Origin of the sequence: Rothia sp. HMSC078H08 (assembly GCF_001808955.1) — a bacterium.
In the GTDB taxonomy this organism is placed as follows: domain Bacteria; phylum Actinomycetota; class Actinomycetes; order Actinomycetales; family Micrococcaceae; genus Rothia.
This window is the reverse complement of the sequence record NZ_KV795253.1, coordinates 1-20,215: the sequence shown is the minus strand read 5'-3', so window position 1 is coordinate 20,215 and position 20,215 is coordinate 1. Positions and strand designations below refer to the sequence as shown.

At 57.3% G+C, this 20,215-nt stretch carries 21 protein-coding genes; 16 read left to right on the top strand and 5 right to left on the bottom strand.

What is annotated here, in order from left to right; genetic code table 11:
* Positions 1-110 precede the first annotated feature (110 nt).
* From rnpA to HMPREF2528_RS02915, 7 genes are all read left to right on the top strand, one after another.
* On the top strand, positions 111-476 hold the full coding sequence (rnpA, locus tag HMPREF2528_RS02945; protein ID WP_049341943.1) for a ribonuclease P protein component: 366 nt from the start codon (positions 111-113) through the stop codon (positions 474-476).
* The gene (gene yidD, locus HMPREF2528_RS02940) at positions 473-946 is read left to right on the top strand and encodes a membrane protein insertion efficiency factor YidD (protein ID WP_070542273.1); all 474 of its coding nucleotides are present in this window, start codon (positions 473-475) and stop codon (positions 944-946) included. Before rnpA ends, yidD begins: the two co-directional genes overlap by 4 nt.
* A 51-nt stretch (positions 947-997) precedes the next feature.
* Positions 998-1,987 carry a membrane protein insertase YidC gene (gene yidC, locus HMPREF2528_RS02935; RefSeq protein WP_005504085.1) on the top strand — a complete coding sequence of 330 codons (990 nt, stop codon included), beginning with the start codon at positions 998-1,000 and terminating at the stop codon, positions 1,985-1,987.
* A 111-nt stretch (positions 1,988-2,098) separates the two neighbouring features.
* Complete coding sequence (locus HMPREF2528_RS02930; protein ID WP_070542270.1) at positions 2,099-2,665, top strand: Jag family protein; 567 nt, start codon at positions 2,099-2,101, stop codon at positions 2,663-2,665.
* A gap of 1 nt (position 2,666) precedes the next feature.
* The gene (rsmG, locus tag HMPREF2528_RS02925) at positions 2,667-3,308 is read left to right on the top strand and encodes a 16S rRNA (guanine(527)-N(7))-methyltransferase RsmG (RefSeq protein ID WP_083297868.1); all 642 of its coding nucleotides are present in this window, start codon (positions 2,667-2,669) and stop codon (positions 3,306-3,308) included.
* A 455-nt stretch (positions 3,309-3,763) separates the two neighbouring features.
* Positions 3,764-4,606 carry a ParA family protein gene (locus tag HMPREF2528_RS02920; protein WP_070542265.1) on the top strand — a complete coding sequence of 281 codons (843 nt, stop codon included), beginning with the start codon at positions 3,764-3,766 and terminating at the stop codon, positions 4,604-4,606.
* Positions 4,607-4,842: 236 nt separating this feature from the next.
* Positions 4,843-6,141 carry a ParB/RepB/Spo0J family partition protein gene (locus HMPREF2528_RS02915; RefSeq protein ID WP_070542262.1) on the top strand — a complete coding sequence of 433 codons (1,299 nt, stop codon included), beginning with the start codon at positions 4,843-4,845 and terminating at the stop codon, positions 6,139-6,141.
* Positions 6,142-6,253: 112 nt separating this feature from the next.
* Here the strand turns inward: HMPREF2528_RS02915 and trxA are convergent, their stop codons facing one another.
* The 5 genes from trxA to HMPREF2528_RS02890 all read right to left on the bottom strand — a co-directional run bounded on the left by trxA (position 6,254) and on the right by HMPREF2528_RS02890 (position 11,534).
* Positions 6,254-6,580: a thioredoxin gene (gene trxA / locus HMPREF2528_RS02910; protein ID WP_049347266.1), complete on the bottom strand. Its 327-nt coding sequence runs from the start codon at positions 6,578-6,580 to the stop codon at positions 6,254-6,256.
* A 53-nt stretch (positions 6,581-6,633) separates the two neighbouring features.
* The gene (gene trxB / locus HMPREF2528_RS02905; RefSeq protein ID WP_049341938.1) at positions 6,634-7,668 is read right to left on the bottom strand and encodes a thioredoxin-disulfide reductase; all 1,035 of its coding nucleotides are present in this window, start codon (positions 7,666-7,668) and stop codon (positions 6,634-6,636) included.
* A 246-nt stretch (positions 7,669-7,914) separates the two neighbouring features.
* The gene (locus tag HMPREF2528_RS02900) at positions 7,915-9,105 is read right to left on the bottom strand and encodes a serine/threonine protein kinase (protein WP_246823858.1); all 1,191 of its coding nucleotides are present in this window, start codon (positions 9,103-9,105) and stop codon (positions 7,915-7,917) included.
* A 196-nt stretch (positions 9,106-9,301) separates the two neighbouring features.
* The gene (gene murJ / locus HMPREF2528_RS02895) at positions 9,302-10,966 is read right to left on the bottom strand and encodes a murein biosynthesis integral membrane protein MurJ (protein WP_005508025.1); all 1,665 of its coding nucleotides are present in this window, start codon (positions 10,964-10,966) and stop codon (positions 9,302-9,304) included.
* 64 nt (positions 10,967-11,030) lie between these two features.
* On the bottom strand, positions 11,031-11,534 hold the full coding sequence (locus HMPREF2528_RS02890) for an NUDIX hydrolase (RefSeq protein WP_005504058.1): 504 nt from the start codon (positions 11,532-11,534) through the stop codon (positions 11,031-11,033).
* Between the two features lie 126 nt (positions 11,535-11,660).
* On the opposite strand from HMPREF2528_RS02890, the gene HMPREF2528_RS02885 reads away from it, so the two are divergent.
* From HMPREF2528_RS02885 to dnaB, 9 genes are all read left to right on the top strand, one after another.
* On the top strand, positions 11,661-13,085 hold the full coding sequence (locus HMPREF2528_RS02885) for a CCA tRNA nucleotidyltransferase (protein WP_070542255.1): 1,425 nt from the start codon (positions 11,661-11,663) through the stop codon (positions 13,083-13,085).
* A gap of 191 nt (positions 13,086-13,276) precedes the next feature.
* On the top strand, positions 13,277-13,582 hold the full coding sequence (rpsF, locus tag HMPREF2528_RS02880) for a 30S ribosomal protein S6 (RefSeq protein WP_005504056.1): 306 nt from the start codon (positions 13,277-13,279) through the stop codon (positions 13,580-13,582).
* A 95-nt stretch (positions 13,583-13,677) separates the two neighbouring features.
* Positions 13,678-14,310 carry a single-stranded DNA-binding protein gene (locus HMPREF2528_RS02875; RefSeq protein WP_005504055.1) on the top strand — a complete coding sequence of 211 codons (633 nt, stop codon included), beginning with the start codon at positions 13,678-13,680 and terminating at the stop codon, positions 14,308-14,310.
* A gap of 83 nt (positions 14,311-14,393) precedes the next feature.
* Positions 14,394-14,630, top strand: a complete 237-nt coding sequence (gene rpsR, locus HMPREF2528_RS02870; RefSeq protein WP_004005948.1) for a 30S ribosomal protein S18 — start codon at positions 14,394-14,396, stop codon at positions 14,628-14,630.
* Between the two features lie 20 nt (positions 14,631-14,650).
* Positions 14,651-15,103: a 50S ribosomal protein L9 gene (gene rplI / locus HMPREF2528_RS02865; protein ID WP_005504050.1), complete on the top strand. Its 453-nt coding sequence runs from the start codon at positions 14,651-14,653 to the stop codon at positions 15,101-15,103.
* Between the two features lie 241 nt (positions 15,104-15,344).
* Positions 15,345-15,650: a hypothetical protein gene (locus HMPREF2528_RS02860; RefSeq protein ID WP_070507511.1), complete on the top strand. Its 306-nt coding sequence runs from the start codon at positions 15,345-15,347 to the stop codon at positions 15,648-15,650.
* Between the two features lie 644 nt (positions 15,651-16,294).
* Positions 16,295-17,137: a class I SAM-dependent methyltransferase gene (locus HMPREF2528_RS02855; protein ID WP_246823857.1), complete on the top strand. Its 843-nt coding sequence runs from the start codon at positions 16,295-16,297 to the stop codon at positions 17,135-17,137.
* A gap of 315 nt (positions 17,138-17,452) precedes the next feature.
* On the top strand, positions 17,453-18,496 hold the full coding sequence (locus tag HMPREF2528_RS02850) for a glycosyltransferase (protein ID WP_239665176.1): 1,044 nt from the start codon (positions 17,453-17,455) through the stop codon (positions 18,494-18,496).
* A gap of 105 nt (positions 18,497-18,601) precedes the next feature.
* Entirely contained in the window at positions 18,602-19,957 is a 1,356-nt protein-coding gene (dnaB, locus tag HMPREF2528_RS02845; RefSeq protein ID WP_005504033.1) for a replicative DNA helicase, read from the top strand.
* Positions 19,958-20,215: the final 258 nt, after the last annotated feature.

Here is a 20,215-nt window from a genome sequence, read left to right as displayed (position 1 = left end):
CCCCGCCGATGCACACGCATCGGCGGGCGAACTATCATTAAGCGTGAAATACACGCGGAGGTCAGCTCACCACATGAGCCGAATCTCCCACACTACGTAAAGGGGAACACGTGCTGCCTCAACGGCACCGTATGCGCACCAGCGCAGAATTCTCCCACGCCTTCCGTTCCGGCATCCGTACAGGACGTCGGAACATCGTTGTATCTACGGCGAAAAATCCTGGAAAAACAACCCAGGTAGGTTTCATTGTGTCGAAGGCGGTGGGCAACGCAGTCACACGCAATCTGGTCAAGCGCCGGTTGCGTGAACTTGCCGCGCTCACCTGCGCCGCGCATCCGGAAGGCTACGCCATTGCTGTGCGAGCGCTTCCCGCCTCCGCGAGCGCCAGCTGGGATCAGCTGCGCCGCGACTACGAATCGGCACTCGAGGCTGCTTTCGCTAAGCTCGACCTGCCTCAGAGCAAGGAGAAGCCGTGAGTCGTTCCCAGCGTGACCGCTGTGAAGAACGCTTCCACGCGCATCACAGTGGCACCTATAGCGCTTCTGCCGAGACTGTGGGCCCCGACGAGCTGCTGGCACTAGCGCCTAACGAATTCGTGCGGCCGGAAACTTTCCTGCAGGCTCTCTACGTTCTACCGCAGAACCTGCTGATCGCGTGCATGAAGGCCTACCGCAAGGTCGTGTCCCCCCTCTACGGGGATGTGTGCCGCTACTACCCGACCTGCTCAGCCTACGCTCTGGAGGCGCTGACCACCCACGGTGCGATGGGCGGGCTTTCCCTGACGGTACGCCGTATTCTGCGGTGTGTCCCCTGGGCTACCGGAGGTATCGACCCAGTCCCGGAGGGGAAGCGTACTTTCGCTCCCGGAGCAGAACCGAAAATTATTCTGCTCAACCACCCCCATCTTTACACCCCTCACCCCGGTGGTGACGCTCGCCCTGAGTAGGCGGCGCCTCCCACACAATGACTTAGCCGAGTCCTTAAGGAGTATTCCCGCGTGAATATTTTTGATTTGATTCTTTGGCCGTTTAAATGGATCGTCTCCGTGGTCCTGTGGCTGTTCCACACTCTTTTCACCTCGCTGGGCATGGACCCGGCGTCCGGCCTGACTTGGGTTCTGTGCATTATCTTCCTGACCCTGGTGATGCGTACCCTGACCATTCCGCTGTTCGTCAAGCAGATTAAGGCTATGCGCGGTATGACCGCGATGCAGGGCGATATGGCGAAGCTGCAGGAGAAGTACAAGGGCAAGAAGGACCAGCTCTCCCGCCAGGCGATGGCTCAGGAGCAGATGGAAATGTACCGTAAGCACGGTACGAACCCCTTCGCGTCCTGCCTGCCGATTCTGGCTCAGATGCCGATTTTCTTCGGTCTGTACCAGGTGCTGATGGGTGTTCCCACCGCGGCGCAGAGTAACGAGAGCGTGCTCATGCTGCCGGCTGATCTGGTGCACCAGTTCAACGACTCGCAGATTTTTGGTGCTCAGCTGTTCGCGACCATGCTGCACCCGGGCGCTGGTGACACCACCGCGACCGTTGTTCAGGCGGTCATCATGATTGTTCTGATGAGTGCGACCCAGTTCTACATTCAGAAGCAGCTGAGTGTGAAGAACATGTCGGAGGCGGCTCTGAACTCTCCGATGTTCCGTCAGCAGCAGATGATCATGTACATCTTCCCGATCATCTTCGCTGTTTCCGGTATTAACTTCCCGCTGGGTGTTATGTACTACTGGACCGTGTCGAACCTGTGGTCGCTGGGTCAGCAGTGGTGGGTTATCCGCAATAACCCGACCCCCGGTTCTCAGGCGGAGCGTGAGCTGAACGCTCGCCGTGCAGCGAAGGGCCTGCCTCCGATTGGTAAGACCCGTGAGCAGCACGAGAAGGATCTGCAGGAGGCTCGTGAGCGTGCCGCTGCGGGTCAGCGTCAGCAGCCGGTTGGTAAGAAGCGCCAGAAGCAGCAACGCAATAAGCAGAACGGAAAGAAGTAGTTTTCTTCCGTGATTCGGGCCGGGTTCTCGCCACGTGTGGCGCGGGCCCGGCGCCGTGTATGAGATACTTTTTACCCCTAGGACACCCCTCCGAACACCCCGAGGATTATTGTGACTGAAGCTATGGAATATGAGGACGAGCAGCTCGTTGAGGAGCAGTTGGTAGAGGAGCCCATTGAGGGCGAAGAAGACGATTTTGAGGACATCGAGGAAGAAGGCGATATCGCCGCTGATTACCTCGAGGAGCTTCTCGATATTGTCGATATGGACGGCGATATCGATATTGAGGTGCGCAATAACCGCATCTATCTTTCGGTCTTCAATGACGATGATGACAATGAGGAACTACGCCACCTGGTTGGCCGCCACGGTGAGGTGCTGGAGGCTCTGCAGGAGCTGGTGCGCCTCTCCGTCCTGGCTGGTAATGGTACCCGTTCCCGCCTGATTCTGGACATTGCTGGCTACCGTGCTGAGCGTCGTGAGCAGCTGGAGAAGATCGCTGCTGACGCGATTGAGAAGGTGCGCGCTACCGGTCGTGATGAGCACCTGAAGCCGCTGAGCCCGTACGAGCGTAAGGTCGTGCACGATGTGGTGGCTGCTGCTGGCCTGTACAGCGAGTCTGAGGGTGAGGGCCCTCGCCGTCACGTGGTGATTTCTCTTCCCGAGGTAGGAGCCTAGTATGGAGACTTCGATGGTTGCTCTCAATGAGAATGAGCGCGCCGCTGCGGAGGCTGTGTTCGGTGAGCGTCTGCCTCTGGCGGAGCGCTACGTGCAGCACCTGGCGACGACCGGTATTGAGCGTGGTCTGATTGGCCCGCGTGAGGTGCCGCGCCTGTGGGCTCGCCACGTGCTGAACTGTGCCGTTGTGCAGGAGTACATTGCGCCGAACGCGTCGGTGGCTGATGTTGGCTCTGGTGCCGGTCTGCCTGGTCTGTGCCTGGCGATTGCCCGCCCGGATTTGAAGCTGACCCTGATTGAGCCTCTGGAGCGCCGCGTCATTTGGCTGAATGAGGTTGTTGAGGATTTGGGCCTGGAGAACGTGACCGTGCTGCGCTCGCGTGCTGAGCAGGCTGTGGGTGCCGTTGAGGCTGATGTGGTGACTGCGCGTGCTGTGTCCGCTCTGGTGGGCCTACTGGACATCACCCTGCCGATTCTGCGTGGCACCGGTGAGCTGCTGGCTCTGAAGGGTCGTAGTGCCGCGGAGGAGATTACTAAGGCGAAGAAGAAGCTGAACCGTTACGGTGCACGCGAGACCGAGATTCTCACCGCCGGTGGTGATCTACTGGAAGAGCCGACGACGGTGGTTCGAGTCCGTCTCTAAAAATTTCATCCTGAATGGGCGGTACCGCCTGAGCTAGTGAATATGCATAGCTTACGCGGTACCGCCCATTTTTGTGCGCTGGCTTGCCGGGTGTGCGTGGCAATTGCATCCGTAGAGTACATAGAATGACCTCTCGCGTGGAGTATTAACCTGATGCCGGGTACCCTTAAGGAAGGATTGAAACCTTAGACTCTTCTACATCAAAGCCTGCTGGTTCATTAGGGGCACTGAACCCTTCACAAACCATTTGGGCACCACCAATGTTTCACGTGAAACATTGCAGACTTCATCACCTCGCGGAGTATGTTTCACGTGAAACATGTTGAGATGGGTGAATGGTGGGGGAGTGGAGGTCGAATCCTCCTCGCGCACGAATACCGCAGAGTATTGCTACGCGCGAGGCACCAGACGAAGCATTACCGTAGACACACCACCCGGAATATGGAAGGCACCCGATGACTCCTCAAGCTCAGAAATCTGCTGCAGATTTGCTCCCCAAGCCTGTGCATACGCGTGTCTTCACCGTGTCGAACCAGAAAGGTGGCGTGGGTAAAACCAGCACCGCCGTGAACCTCGCAGCCGCGCTCGCGGAGGCTGGACTGAACGTCCTGGTAATCGACAACGACCCGCAGGGTAACGCCTCGACCGCACTGGGCATTGAGCACGGCGTGGATGTTCCCAGTGTCTACAACGTTCTGATTGAGGATAAGCCGCTTTCTGAAATTGTTCAGGAATGCCCCGACATGCCCGGTCTGTTCTGTGCCCCCGCCAATATCGACCTTGCGGGCGCGGAGATTGAACTGGTCTCCCTGGTGGCACGCGAGACTCGCCTCAAGAATGCCCTGATGGATTACACCGAATGGCGCGAGAAGCAGGGCATGGAACGCCTGGATTATGTCTTCATTGACTGCCCGCCGAGCCTCGGTCTGCTGACCGTCAATGCCTTCGTTGCGGCAGAAGAGATTCTGATTCCGATTCAGTGTGAGTACTATGCTCTGGAAGGCTTGAGCCAGCTGCTGAAGAATATTCAGATGATTCAGAAGCACCTGAACTCTAAGCTGCGCATCAGCACGATCCTGCTGACCATGTATGATGCCCGCACCAACCTGGCGTTCCAGGTGGCAGAGGAGGTGCGCGAGCACTTCCCGGAGGAGACTCTGAGCGTGAAGATTCCTCGCTCGGTTCGTATTTCTGAGGCTCCCAGCTATCAGCAGACTGTCATCACCTACGATTCTTCGTCGACTGGTGCTCGCGCCTACCGCGAGGCGGCACAGGAACTCTCGCGCCGATCGGCATAATCTAAATCTTTTGAAATGAGCCCTTTTGAATTGTCTATTGATGATTCAAAAGGGCTCATTGCGTGCGGTATTTTCTGGGTGAAACACGAGAAAACATCCTTAGTGAATTAATTATCGGGAATAATTCGGATGATGTGCCGTGCGGTTTTTACTCCTGCTTTCGGGTGCTTATTTCGTTTACACTAGATGAAGAAGAAAAAATGAGCGGGCTCGTCCGGGAGTCCTAAGGAGTAACGATGGCTGAAAAGCGACGCGGCTTGGGTCGTGGCCTGGGGGCGCTGATTCCTCAGAGTACGAAGAATTCTGGTAATGCTGAGGCGAAGGCATCCGAAAAGACTGCGGCAGTAAAGACTGCACCCAAGAAGGTATCTACTCCGATTGAAGAGCCGATAACTGACGGCCTCTTTGAAATGGCTCACGAGGCCAAGCCGGAGAAGCAACGCAAGAGCACTAAAGCTGAGTCTGTAGAAGCTAAGCCCGCTGAAGCTGCACCCGCTCAGGAAAAGCCTGTTGAAGCTCAGAAGGTAGAGGAGAAGGTCGAAGCTCCCGCCTCCTCGCAGGATGTTTCACGTGAAACATCGAAAAAGAAATCCCGTGTGGACATGGGTGCGGCACTGCGTAATACCACCCTGACTCGCCGCCCGGTGGACTTCTTCTTTGGTGAAGATGTCTCCACCCCGCAGGCCGCTTCCGAAGAGCATGGCGGCCTGGTTCCGGTTCCCGGTGCACAGTTTGCTGAGCTGAACGTTCGCGATATCCACCCGAACCGCAAGCAGCCCCGCACCGACTTTGATGAGCAGGACATGGAAGAGCTCATCCACTCGGTACGTGAGATTGGCGTTCTGCAACCGATCGTCGTGCGCCCCTCGCGCGAAAATGGTGCCGAAAAGTATGAGCTGGTCATGGGTGAGCGCCGCTGGCGTGCAACCCAAGCGGCTGGACTGACCACCATCCCGGCGATTGTTCGTGAGACTGAAGACGGCGACCTGCTCCGTGACGCCCTGCTGGAGAACCTGCACCGCAGCCAGCTGAACCCCATTGAAGAGGCGGCGGCATACCAGCAGCTCATGGAGGAGTTCGACACTACTCAGGAGCAGTTGGCTAAGCGCATTGGTCGTTCTCGCCCCCAGATTTCGAATACGATTCGTCTGCTGAAGCTGCCGGCTCTGGTGCAGCGTCGCGTTGCGGCGGGTATTCTCTCCGCGGGTCACGCGCGCGCCCTGCTGGCTCTGACGGACCAGGCTCAGATTGAGACTCTTGCACAGAAGATTGTGAATGAGGGACTGTCGGTTCGCGCAACTGAGGAGCTGGTGAACCATGCATCCGGCGCTGCGGAGGTGAAGGAGCGCAAGGCTCCTCAGCCTCAGAAGCACCGTGAGCGCCTGGATTATATTGCGGAGGCTTTTGCTGACAAGCTCGATACTTCGGTGAAGATTTCGCTGGGTGCTCGCAAGGGTAAGATGACCATCGAATTTGCGAATGTTGAGGATCTGAACCGCATTATCCGCGTTTTGGACTCTGATTTCTCGGGCTAAATTTTCGCGTAAAACAATATTTAGCAACTGAAATCAGTTGTATATATAAAAAACTCTCGGTGATGTTTCACGTGAAACATCACCGAGAGTTTTTCTTTAGCTTCTCGAAAGATTAGCCCAGGTGCTCGGAGAACTCGGACAGTAGAGCAGGCTTCGTCTTAGCGCCTACGGTCTTCTTGACGACCTCGCCACCCTTGAAAAGGTAGATGGCGGGAATAGAGGTGATGCCGTACTTCATGGCGGTATCGCCACTTGCTTCAACATCCACCTTGACCACGTCGACCTGACCGGCGTACTCGCCAGCGATCTCGTCAATCACGGGACCAACCATGCGGCAGGGGCCGCACCATTCAGCCCAGAAGTCCACGATAACGGGCTTGTCGTTCTTCAGAACCAGTTCGTCAAAAGTGGCATCAGTTGCCTGCTGTGCACTGCTCATGGAGTGCTCCTTTCTGACACGGGGTGGATTCCCCTGCGAGTAATACGAATAGTTTAGAGGTTTTCGAGGTAGTGCTGCGCGTCCAGAGCGGCAACAGCACCGGAACCGGCAGCAATAATTGCCTGGCGGTAGGTCGGGTCAATCACGTCACCGGCAGCGAAAACGCCGGGAACGGAAGTCTTCGAGGAACGACCCTGAACCGCGATGGTGTGGTTCTCGGTAATCTCCAGCTGGTCACGTACCAGTTCCACGCGAGGATCGGAGCCAATAGCGATGAACAGACCCTGAACAGCCAGCTGGCGCTCAGAACCGTCCTTGGTGTTGGTCAGGGTGATCGACTCGAGGTTGCTCTCGCCGTGAACGGCGGTGACAGCCGAGTCCCAGACAACCTCAATCTTCGGGTTGTTGAACACGCGGGTCTGCATGATTTCCGAAGCGCGGAAAGAATCGCGGCGGTGCACCAGGTACACCTTGGATGCGAAGGTCGTCAGGAACAGTGCCTCCTCCAGCGCGGAGTCGCCACCGCCGACCACTGCGATTTCCTTGTCCTTGAAGAAGAAGCCATCGCAGGTTGCGCACCAGGAGACGCCGTAACCGGAGAGTCGGTCTTCGCCCTCGATGTTGAGCTTACGGACCTGAGAACCGGTGGTCATGATGACGGTCTTTGCCAGGTGAACGGCGCCGTCAGCGGTGTAGACCTTCTTCACGTCGCCGGTGAGTTCAACCTTCTCTACGTCCTGGTAGCGGATGTCAGTGCCGAAACGCTCAGCCTGCTGGCCGATGTTCTCCATCAGCTCGGGGCCCTGGATGCCCTGAATGAATCCGGGGAAGTTCTCGACCTCGGTGGTGTTCATGAGGGAGCCGCCGGGCGCCAGGGAGCTGGCGAAGAGGACAGGCTTCAACTCGGCGCGTGCCGCGTAGATTGCCGCGGTGTAACCAGCGGGGCCGGAGCCCACAATAATGACGTTGTGGACGGTTGCGTCGGCCTCAACCTCGGCTGCCGGTGCCGCCTTGGTGGCGGGTGCGGAAGCGAGGTTCAGATTGCCCAGGGCGGAGCCTCCGAAGAGGCCTCCCAGATTCTCAGTCATCAGATATATCTTTCCGTTGTAGGTCTTTCGTTCTGCCCCTATAACAGGGCTTTATCCTCGATTATTCCATTTTTGGGGGACCCTTATCCAGATACTCCGCGCACTGTGAATCTTTGAGTAGCCACCCTGCCATAAAGAGTCATAAATAGACATCAAAAAGGGCGGGGCTTCCGAACTGTTGAGTTCAGAAGCCCCGCCCTTGTGTCTGGGGCGTGAGCGCACTGTCGGCGTCGCGTTATGGGTTGATTAGTCCACCTTGATTTCGTTGATGCGCAGACCGTAATTCCACGTTCCAATCGGCAGGGAGAGGCGGGGCAGCTCGTTGACCACGATGATCACGTAGGCACCCTTTTCTGCGCTCTGCTTGGAGGTGTCCAGGGTGACGACTGCATCCTTGCCTTCGAAGGTGCCCTTGCCGACCTCAACCGCACCGTCCAGGGATGCAGAGCTGTTGGTGTAGACGGTGAAGGAGCCGCCGGTGCCGGTGTTCTGCTGGATGGTCAGCTTGGAGACGACGGTGGGGGTCTGCAACTTCAGTGCCAGGCCGAATTCCTTGATGGTGCCGGCGTAGTTGGCGGTGCCGAAGCCGTAGCTGATCCATGCGGTGTTGGCGTTACCGTCGGTCAGGTTCGGGATGAGGGTGTCCATGTCGTTCATGAACGTGGGGTTCGAGGGCACGAAGCGAGCCACGGACGCGATCTTCGCCGGTGCGTTCGATGCCTTAGCGGTCGGGGATGCCGATGCGCTGGCGTTTGCCGCAGCCGATTCGGAGGCGGACATAGAGGACTTGGGGGTGTGCGGTGCGGCTGCCTGGTTGGAGCCGATTGCGCCCAGGGAGGTGAGGATACCGCCTGCGACGATGACGAGCAGCAGGACTGCTGCCAGGGCGACGGCCCAGGTGCCGCGGCTGCCGTCTTCTTCGTCTTCGTCATCCTCGTAGATGCTGGTGGGTTCGGAGTACGCGGTGACGGCTGCGCCGTCGGATGCGTTCCAGTTCTTGGCAGCGGTGATGCTCTCCTGGTTGGCGCTGGAAGCAGAGACCTTCTCGTAGGTGTTGGGGGAGCTGCCGCTTTCGGAGTCGCCGAAGATTTCGGTGCCCAGCGCGTCTTCTGCGTTGGAGAGTGCGTGGTTTTCGACCAGCAGGGTGTCCAGCAGGGTGTCGGGGCGGGTGTGGGAGGGGACGAGGTAGCGGCTACCTTCGGGGGTGATGCCCAGGTCGAGAATCTGGATGTTGCCGCGTGCGTTGGTTGCGAGCGCGCGGGAGTTTGCTTCCAGCAGTGCGCTGCGGCTGGGCGATGCGACGACGACCGAGACCTTACGGTTGAGAATCTGGTCGGTGCCTTCAAGCACCATGTCGGATTCTGCCGTAATGATGATGTGTGCGGTGATCTCGTAGCGGCCTCCGAGGACCGATCCGACCGGAATCTGTTGCGACAACGTGTTCTCCCGAGGTGGTTTCATAGTGCCTGCCGTGTGGCGGGCCCTGACTATTAGATTCTACCCGGCATTGAAGGATGCTGGGGCTGAGTGATAGTTTGTGGCGTCCGGGTGGTTGCCTGTGTCCTCTGCGGGCCCCGGCGTGGGGTGAGGTGGGTGCACGGGCAGCTACCCGGGTTGGGCGTTGTGTGCTGCTTTAGCGGCGGGCAAAACGCTCAAGTTTGGAGGTGAGGGGCGCCAGTAGTGCGTTGGCTTCCTTGACGCGGAAGATCTGTATGCCGGCGAGGTATGCCAGGCCCATGACGGTGCCGCATACGGCGAGGGTGATGATTGCGGTGAGCTTGGAGGCCCAGGCGAATCCGTCGAGCTGGTAGCCGCCGAGCAGCCAGAGCGCGATGGCTGCGATTCCGCCGGCGAAGAGGGACGCGAGGGTGGTGCGGGCGTAGGTGCTGACGATGCCGCGCTGGCCGTAGTAGCCGAGGCGGCGGCGGACCATGTGGTGGCTGATGAACAGGATCAGGATGTTGTGCACCGGGTAGATGAAGGCGAGCATATACACGGTGTACTGTGCGTCGAGCAGGGACGCTGCGAAGCTCATGATGACCATGATGATGGCGGAGTACACCTGGATGCGGAAGGGGGTGCGTGCGTCTTCGCGGGCGTAGAGCACGCGGCTGTAGAGGTAGTTGATGGTGAGGGTGGGGGTGCCGAGCGCGGTGATGACGATGAGCTTGGCGATGATGGTTGCTGCGATGGGGTCGCCGCCGCTGAAGAGCACGGCGACGGGGCCTGCGAGTACCATGAGTGCGACCATGCAGAAGACGGTGGCTACTGCTGCGTTGCGTAGGCCGTGGGAGAGTGCGTAGATGACGCTGTCGCTGTCGTCGGCGATGGCGGAGGCGCTCATGCGGTTGAAGAGCACGGTGGCGATGGAGATGCCGATGACGCCGTGCGGGAGCATGTACAGCATGGAGGCGTAGTTGAGTGCCTGCAGGCCGGGGATTTGGATGCCGAGGGCGGCGTAGTGTTCGCGCTGACCGACGATGCCTGCGGCGACCTTGGTCATGTAGAGGAAGGCGAGGTTGGAGATGATACCGGAGGCGAGGGTCCAGGCGGCGAGCTTGGAAGCTGCGCGCAGGCCGATGCCTCGCCACGCGAAGTCGGGCTTGAGGCGCAGGCCGAGCTTGCGTAGGGGGATGAACAGGACGAGTGCCTGCATGATGACGCCGAAGGTGGAGGAGCCTGCGAGCACGAGGGTCTGTGCGTTGGTCCAGTTGTCTACGGTGTGGATGGGGTTGGGATTGGGGGTCTGTGCGCCGAAGAGGAAGATGAACAGGATCAGCGACAGGATGGTGATGACGTTGTTGAGTACGGGCGACCACATGTAGGCGCCGAATGCGTCTTTGGCGTTGAGGACCTGTCCGATGACGGTGTAGAGGCCGTAGAAGAAGATTTGGGGTAGGCACCAGAGGGAGAAGATGAAGCCGAGCTGTCGTTGTTCGGGGCTCCATCCTGAGCCCATGATGCTGATGATGGGCCAGGCGCAGGCGACGGTGATGAGGGTGATGAGGCCGATTGCGGTGACGGTGAGGGTGACGAGTTTGGAGATGTATCGTGCGCCGCCGTCTTGTGCTTTGGCTGCCTTGATGATTTGGGGTACGAGGACTGCGTTGAACACGCCGCCTGCTACGAGGACGTAGATGAGGTTGGGTAGGGTGTTGGCGGTTTCGAAGACGTCGCCGACGGTTGAGAGTGAGCCGATGGCTACGGTGAGCAGGATGGTCTTGACGAATCCGAGGATGCGCGAGACGAGGGTGCCTGCTGCCATGATTGCGCTTGAGCGGGCGTCGTTACGTGCCACGTATGTCTCTCCTGTGTCGGCGGGGGATTGCTTCTTTTAGTTTTGGGGCTCTTACATCTGGTGTTTAGAGCTGGGTGGTGATGTATTCGCGTGCGCTACGGGCGATGTGTTGCTCGTTGGCGAATGAGAGGCGGGTGGGGAGCTCTTCGAGGGGGACCCATGCGACGTCGATTGCTTCGTGGTCGGGGTCGTTGTCGATGCTGAGTTCTCCGCCGGTTGCTGCGAAGAGGTAGTGGTGCACGGTTTTGTGGATGCGCGTGCCGTTGGAGGTGAACCAGTAGGCGATGGTGCCGAGGGAGGCTACGGGGTAGCCGGTGATTCCGGTTTCTTCGCTGATTTCGCGTTGTGCGGCTTCGACGGTGGTTTCGCCGTGTTCGATGTGGCCTTTGGGTAGGCACCATTCGCGTTGTCCGTTGCGGTTGATGCGGGCGATGATGGCTACGGGTAGCTGTTCGGGTCGGTCAAAGTCGATGATGAGCCCGCCTGCGGAGACTTCTTCGGGGGCGGGTACCGCTCGCGCGGGCGCGGTGAAGCGCGTTTTGGGGGCGCGGGGTACGGGAATGCTCATGGTTCTACCTTAACCGATATGTGAGGGTTTGTGTGTCTCGGTTTTGGGTGAGATAGCTGTCTTTGGTGTGGGTGTTGTGGGGGTGGGGTGGGCGTGCTGGGGTTTTTCTGGCACGATTAAAGGATTATGTCGCTGATTATTGATGTTGTGTCGAAGTACCCGGATGCCGCCGAGCTGGGAGAACTGTACCGTGCGGCGGGTTTTGAGCTGTACTTGGTGGGCGGTATTGTCCGCGATAATCTGCGGGTTGAGGATGGTCTCTTCACCGATTTTGATTTGACGACGGATGCTACTCCGGAGCAGAGCGAGCAGATTCTGCGTGGGTGGGGTGAGCATACGTGGGATATCGGCAAGGAGTACGGCACGATTAGTGCGCGTAAGAATGGCGTGGTGTATGAGGTGACCACGTACCGTGCCGAGGTGTACGTGTCCGATTCGCGGAAGCCGACGGTGCAGTTCGGTACCGATTTGAGCGCCGACCTGGTGCGTCGTGATTTCACGATTAATGCGATGGCGGCGGCTTTGCCCAGTGGTGAGGTTGTTGACTTGTTTGGTGGCGTTGAGGATTTGCGTGCGGGTGTTTTGCGTACTCCGCGCTCGCCGCAGGAGTCTTTTTCTGAGGATCCGCTGCGTATGATGCGTGCGGCTCGTTTTGCTGCGCGTTTTAATCTTGAGGTTGCCCCGGAGGTTTTCGAGGCGATGCGCGAGATGGCTGGCCGTATTGAGATTATTTCGGCTGAGCGTGTGCGTGATGAGCTGGTGAAGCTGATTGAGGCGGATTATCCGCGGGTGGGTTTGAACCTGCTGGTGGATACGGGTCTGGCGGATTATGTGTTGCCGGAGCTTCCTGCGTTGCGTATGGAGATGGATCCTGCGCATCACCATAAGGATGTGTATGCGCATTCGTTGAAGGTGATGGAGCAGGCGATGGAGAAGGAGACGGACGAGGATGGTCCGTGCCCGGCTCCTGATTTTATTCTGCGTTTTGCTGCGTTGATGCACGATATTGGTAAGCCGAAGACTCGTAAGTTTGAGAAGGACGGCTCCGTCTCGTTCCTGCACCATGAAGTGGTGGGCGCGAAGATGGTGAAGAAGCGTATGCGTACGCTGCGTTTTGATAATGACACGATTAAGGCTGTGGCTCGTCTGGTGGAGCTGCATATGCGGTTCTATGGTTACCGTGAGTCGGGTTGGACTGATTCTGCGGTGCGCCGTTATGTGCGTGATGCGGGCGATCAGTTGGAGCGTCTGCATCGTGTGTCGCGTTCTGATGTGACGACTCGTAATCGTCGTCTGTCGCGCTCGCTGGCTGAGGCGTATGACGATTTGGAGCGTCGTATTGCTGAGTTGGCTGCTCAGGAGGAGCTGGATGCGATCCGCCCCGACCTGGACGGTGGCCAGATTATGCAGATTCTTGGTATTGCGCCGGGCCCGGTGGTGGGTGAGGCGTATAAGTTCTTGTTGAACCTGCGCTTGGATGAGGGCTCGCTTCCTGAGGAAGAGGCGAAGGCTCGTCTTCTGCAGTGGTGGGAGCAGCGTCAGGGGGCGTAGCTTCTGCGGTTTTTCGGTACCGCATCGCATGGTTGAGGTCACGCGGTGCGGTACTGTTCTATCTGCTTTTTCTCGTGTATTGTTAAGAAATCTATGCGTGTTCCCCACCCGGTGTGCTTCACGTGTAGAGCACAATGAATCTCCTGCTATGGAAATCCCATAGCCGTTTAGCCCAAAGGAGGGGTTTAATCATGCGTGCATATGAACTGATGGTTATCCTCAGCCCCGAGGTTGAGGACCGTGCGGTTGAGCCGTCGCTGTCCAAGTTCCTCGAGATCGTGACCAACGAGGGTGGTTCCGTCGACAACGTCGATATCTGGGGCCGTCGTCGCCTGGCATACGAGATCCAGAAGAAGTCTGAGGGTATCTACGCAGTGGTGAACTTCACCTCTACCCCCGAGACCGCAGCTGAGCTCGATCGTGTTCTGAACCTGAACGAGTCCGTCATGCGTACCAAGATCATCCGCCCGGAGGATCAGAAGATCTCCAGCAAGTAGTTGTTTCTTGCCGGTCGGCTGACCCCCTAAAAATGTCAGGGGGTTGCGCTGTACTGGATTCAACATACTTGTAACTCTTATCGAGGAGGCATCAAATGGCAGGCGATACCGTTATTACCGTTATTGGTAATCTGACTGGCGATCCGGAGCTTCGTTACACCCCTGCGGGTGCGGCGGTTGCTAATTTCACGATCGCATCGACTCCGCGTACTTTTAACCGCCAGACGAACCAGTGGGAGGATGGGGAGACCCTGTTCCTGCGTGCGTCGGTGTGGCGTGGTTACGCTGAGAATGTTGCAGAGACTCTGAAGAAGGGTACTCAGGTTATCGCGCAGGGCCGTCTGAAGTCTCGCTCGTACGAGACCAAGGAAGGCGAGCGTCGTACTTCGTTTGAGCTTGAGGTCGAGGAGATTGGCCCGACTCTGCGTTTTGCTACTGCTCAGGTGACTCGCGCACAGCGTTCTGCCGGAGGTAATAACTTCGGTGGCGGTGCGCAGGGTGGCTTTGGCGGTGGCGCTGGGTACAACGCTGCTGCTCAGGGCGGTTTCTCCGCTCCTCAGCAGAACAATTTTGCTGCTGCTCAGGGTAATGGTTACTCTGGCCAGTCTGGCTACTCCGCTCCGGCTGCTCCGGCGGCCCCCGCAGCTCCTGCTGCTGATCCGTGGAGTTCTCAGTCTGGTGGTAACTATGACTGGGGTAGCGGCGCCGACGACGAACCTCCGTTCTAAGCCGGTTTCGTTTTCCGAATAGTAATTTATCAATCCATCCCGCGGTTATCCGCCGCGGGCTCCCAACTCTAAGGAGCACCACGATGGCTAAGGCTGAAATCCGTAAGCCCAAACCCAAGCAGAACCCCCTCAAGGCTGCTGACGTCACCGTTATCGACTACAAGGACGTCGCACTTCTGCGCAAGTTCATCTCCGACCGCGGCAAGATCCGCGCTCGCCGCGTGACTGGCGTGACCGTTCAGGAGCAGCGCAAGATCGCTCAGGCTATTAAGAACGCCCGCGAAGTTGCACTGCTGCCCTACTCCGGCGCTGGCCGCTAAAGAGAAGGAGAGACAGTAACATGGCTAAGATCATTCTGACTCAGGAAGTTTCCGGCCTCGGTGCAGCTGGCGATGTTGTCACCGTTAAGGACGGTTACGCACGTAACTACCTGCTGCCCCGCGGCTTCGCCGTGACCTGGACCCAGGGTGGCGAGAAGCAGGTTGAGTCCATCCGCGCCGCTCGTGCGGCTCGTGCTAAGGCTTCTCTGGAAGAGGCTCAGGCAATTGCTGCGTCCCTGGCTGCTAAGCCGGTTGTCGTTGCACACAAGGCTGGCGCTGACGGTCGCCTGTTCGGTACCGTCAAGGCTGAGGCTATTGCTGAGGCTATTGAGGCTGCTGGCATTGGCTCCGTTGACAAGCGCACCATCCACCTGGGTTCCGCTATCAAGCGCACCGGTGAGTACAAGGTGACTGTCCGCCTGCACGCTGACGTTGTTGCTAACGTTGTCCTGGACGTCGTTGCTGCTGCGTAAGTAGATTTTTAGATATTTGACGCTGGTGCTTTGATGCTAGGGCGTTGAGTGTCGGACGGGGTGTCCCTCTTCGTGAGGGGCACCCCGTTTGTTGTACCCATAGCTGTGCCCGCTCCGGTGCATGTTTCACGTGAAACATTGTTTTTGAGAGGTTGAGAATAGGGGTAGGGCAGTAGAAGGATTGGTGGTTAGAGCGGTTGTGACTGCGAAGTACGCCAATTGACCCCGTAGACTGGTAGACATGGCTCGATCTTTTTCACGTTTGTCTTCTAGCGCTCAGCTTCTGTCTACGGGTGTGGTGTTGGAGTGCGTCAATTTGCTGCTGTGCGCTCTAGCGGTTATCCCATTTGCGGACGCGAATGTCGCTACTGCTCTTCTGCTTCTTTTACTGGTGGTTGGCGGCCTTGGATCCAGTGTTGCGCTGGTGTGCGCGCTGGTGGGTCTGGTGAAGTTCCGTCAGTACCGCGTGGCTAATATTTGCTTGGTGGTTATTTCTGTAGTGGCTAACCCGTTGGTGCTGCTGGGTCTGTATATGGCGGCTTATTAGCCCGGTTTAGAGTCCGCAAACTGCACAATATCAAAGCTCTCAGGGTTCTGTTGGTTTTCTCCCAGCTTGTTTCCAGCGAAATTCAATCCTCCCATAAGGTTGGGGGTGTTTACTATAAGTGTTGGTTCGAGAGGACTGCGATGTGAATGTGTGTGTTTCGTGTAGCGGGGTCGCCCGCTAGCGAAAGAAGGATGGCAAGGCAAAAGCGCCTTGCCTTTCTTCTTTTAACGCGACGTGTAGTTTCCGCGTGAAATCCGGGGTGCTGCACCCCGATGTTGAAGAAAAATCTATTCCCAGCTTTCTTACAGCTTTAACCTACAGGGAATAAAGGTTTACGCGTAATACTTTATATAGATGGTTCGAGAGGGCCATCAGAAAGTTGGACTTTCCTTGCGGAAGTGGCTCTGATTTTCGTATGTATGTGTGTGTGATGAGACTGGGGTTGGACCGAGAGGTTCAGCTCCAGTTTCTGTTTAATCTCTAGGGTGTGCAGCAAGGGTGGCTGTAGTGGTGTTGAGGCATGCTGTAATAAAGGGCAACCACACTTCTATATAACGTCATATTTCCTTTCTTGGGGTGGCGGGTCTAGAATTAGGGAAGATAAATTTTGCATATTAAATACAAGTATTGAGGAGTTGTCTTCCGTGTCTAAGACCCCTTCCGTGTCTAAGACCCCTTCCGTGTCTAAGACCCCTTCCGTTCCCGGCACCGACCGCCCCGCCGACAAGGCGGCAGGTCACTGGCTGCTGGCTCAGCTGGGCAAGAAGGTTCTGCGCCCCGGCGGCCGCGAGACCACCAACTGGCTGCTGGCTCGTGCCCTGGGTGGCGATATTGACGTCGTGGAGTTTGCGCCGGGCCTGGGTATTACCGCCCTGGAGATTGTGAAGCGTTCCCCCAAGAGCTACACCGGTGTGGATCTTGACCCCAAGGCTGCTGAAATCGTGACCGAGCGTATTGGCGCATCGACTAAGCCGAACTACCGTGTGGTGAACGCTAGCGCTCAGGAGACCGGCCTGCCTTCAGAAAGCTACGACGCCGTGGTGGGCGAGGCGATGCTGACCATGCAGACCGATAAGCACAAGCTGGAGATTATGCGTGAGGCGGCTCGTCTGCTGCGTCCGGGGGGCCACTACGCTATTCATGAGATGTCGCTGGTTCCCGATTATCTGCGCCCCGAGTTGAAGGAAGAGATTCAGAAGGATTTGGCGCGCACTATCCGCGTGAATGCCCGCCCGCTGACCGTTGCCGAGTGGACTGCTCTGGCGGAAGAGGCTGGCTTTGAGGTGCTGGATGTGTACCAGACCGATATGGCCCTGCTGGAGCCGAAGCGTCTGCTGGCTGATGAGGGCCCCGCAGGCGTTGCGAAGATTGCGTTCAATCTGGCACGTAAGCCGCAGATTCGTGAGCGTGTGCTGGGTATGCGCGGCGTGTTCCGCCGCCACGCCGACCATATTGGCGCTATTGGCATGATTCTGCGCAAGAAGTAAGACAGAGTCACACCGCAAAGCTTATACAGCGAAACGGAGCCCCAGTATTCCCCTCTATCCGAGGGAATACTGGGGCTCCGTTTTACACTGAGGTGTATGAGCCGCGGTGTATGAGCCGCAGAATCGGCTCAGTCACGTGTGCGCCTGCCGGAGAATGTTATGAGCCGTATTCTTTTCTCGCCTGAAAGCTTCAATATGGGTGAAACCACGCGCTGTATCGAGATAGCGCGTGCAGCTCAGGAGCGAGGCCATACGGTCTTATTCCACGTGTATTCCCCTAAATACCTGGGACTGCTGGAAAACGCGGGGTTGCCCGTGCATCTTCGCGAACCGATTATGAGCGATGCTGAGGCTGAGCAGATTATGGCGCTGGATCAGGGCAGGGGAGTGCGGCACCCTTTTACGACCGGCATGGTGCGTCGAAGGGTTGCCGCTGAGCTTGCGGCTATCCGTGACTTTAGCGCGGATGCTGTGGTGATCGGTTCTAACCTGACGATGTTGCTGTCTGCGCGTATTGCCGGTGTCCCCATTTTCTATGCGCGCCCGTATGCGTACTCGTCGACGTATTTTTCGAAGAAGCCTGCAGCCAGCGAGCTCGCGGCGCCGGGATGGTTGCGGGCTGTGGCGCGGGTGTTTTCGTATAAGCCGGCTTCTTTTACGCGTGTGGCGCGTGAGCATGGGCTCACGCTTCCTCGCCGTACCGTCGATATGCTCAGCGCCGATGTGAACCTTATCTGCTCTCTGTTTACGCAGCTACGCGGGGACTCATTGGTAGAGCCCGACGTTAGTGTGGGTCCTATCTATTACCGCGCGCCCGGTGAGCTACCGCAGATTGTTCTCGAACCGAGAGAGCGGCCACTGGTCTACGTGGGAATGGGTTCCTCAGGGTCTGCAGATATTTTGGCGCAGGTGCTACGGCAGCTGTCAGCTGCTCCGGTGGATGTGCTGGTCGGCGGCGGGGTGCCGCTGCCGGACGCAGAAACCAGCCTACTGGGCGATAACATCCACTTTGCGGGGACCGTTCCGGCTCATCTGCTTGCCGGTCATATTGACGCCTCGATGACCCACGGCGGTGAGGGAACGGTGCAGACGGCGTGCCTGGCGGGTGTACCGTTTGCCGGTATTGCGATGCAGGCGGAGCAAAGCTGGAATATTGAGGAGTGCGTGCGCTACGGTAACGCCCTGCGTTTTACGAAGAATGATGTGCGCCGCGGCAATGTGCGCGATATTCTGGGCCGTCTGCTCAGAGATGAGGGCATGCGCGCTAGGGCGCGGCAGCTGGGTGAGGCAATGCGCACCATGGATGGGGCGGCGCTCGCCGTTGAGAAGATTGAGGATTATCTGCGCGCTGCCCATTAGGCGTGTATATGTTTCGCGTGTGCCTTCGTGAGAAACTAGCATAGGAGTTCTGCAGAAATTGTTTCTGGAACGTCGTAGATATCGGATTGAAACGCGAGGATAAGCATGTCTGAAACTGCCATTGATTATGGTTCCCGCACTATGCCTCATGATGATGTGGCTGAGCAGTCGGTGCTCGGTGGCATGCTGCTGTCGAAGGACGCTATTGCAGATGTGGTTGAGAGCCTGCGTGCGTCTGATTTCTATAAGCCGGCGCACGAGACGATTTATGAGGCGATTCTTTCTCTTTACGGTCACGGTAGCCCTGCGGATGCGATTACGGTTGCTGATGAGCTGAAGAAGCGCGGCGAGCTGACTCGTGTTGGTGGCGCGTCCTATATTCATACGCTGATTGCGTCGGTTCCGACTGCTGCTAATGCTCAGTATTACGCTGAGATTGTTAAGGAGCACGCGATTATGCGCCGCCTGATTGAGGCGGGTACGAAGATTGCTCAGCTGGGTTACGCCAATGAGACTGAGGTCGATACTTTGGTGGATCAGGCGCAGGCTGAGATTTATGCGGTGACTGATGGTAACGCGAAGGAAGACTATGTGTCTTTCTCTGAGGCGTTGGAGGAGACCATCAATGAGATTGATGCAAACTCGAACCGCCCCGATGGCGTGTACGGTGTGCCGACTGACTTTATTGAGTTTGATGAGCTGACCGGTGGTCTGCACGGTGGCCAGATGATTGTTATTGCGGCTCGTCCGGGTGTGGGCAAGTCGACTTTGGCTCTTGATATTGCTCGTTCTGCGGCTATTCATCATCAGATGACGACTGTGTTTTTCTCGCTGGAGATGAGTCGTACTGAGTTGGCGATGCGTATTCTCTCTGCGGAGGGCAAGATTTCGATGGGTCGTCTGAAGAAGGGCGATCTGGATACTGAGGGCTGGACGAACCTGGCGACTCTGCAGGGTCGTATTGATTCTGCTCCTCTCTTTATTGATGATTCGCCGAATATGACTCTGATGGAGATTCGTGCGAAGTGCCGTCGCCTCAAGCAGCGTAATGATTTGAAGCTTGTGGTGCTGGACTACCTGCAGCTGATGAGTTCGGGTAAGAAGGTGGAGTCGCGTCAGCAGGAGGTTTCGGAGTTTTCTCGTAGCCTGAAGCTGTTGGCTAAGGAGCTGGATGTTCCGGTGATTGCGCTGTCTCAGTTGAACCGTGGTTCGGAGCAACGTACTGATAAGCGTCCGATGGTTTCGGATCTGCGTGAGTCGGGTTCTATTGAGCAGGATGCGGATATGGTGATTCTGCTGCATCGTGAGGATATGTATAACCCGGATAGTGAACGCGTGGGTGAGGCGGACATGATTATTGCTAAGCACCGTGGTGGTCCGACTCGTACTATCCCGTTGGCGTTTAGCGGTAAGTATTCGCGCTTCAACAATATGGCGAATGAGGCGCCTCCCCAGTACTAATCAGCTCAGCACTCTGTAGCTGCACCCCTCTTCTTCTATTCATTACAGGATGGAAGGGGAGGGGCTTTTTCGCATCTATAGGTATGGGTACCCAAATGCAGAGTTAGGAATCGTGCAGGGTTAGGAATCAAGCGCAGGGTATGGGAATAGGGGCTGCGGAGGGGGTTCTAGAGGGCATTCTGTGAGGGTTTGAGTGGTTTCTTCTGCGTTTATAAGGTTTTTTGGAAGTTTTTTAAAGATTTTTTAGCACCCATAAAA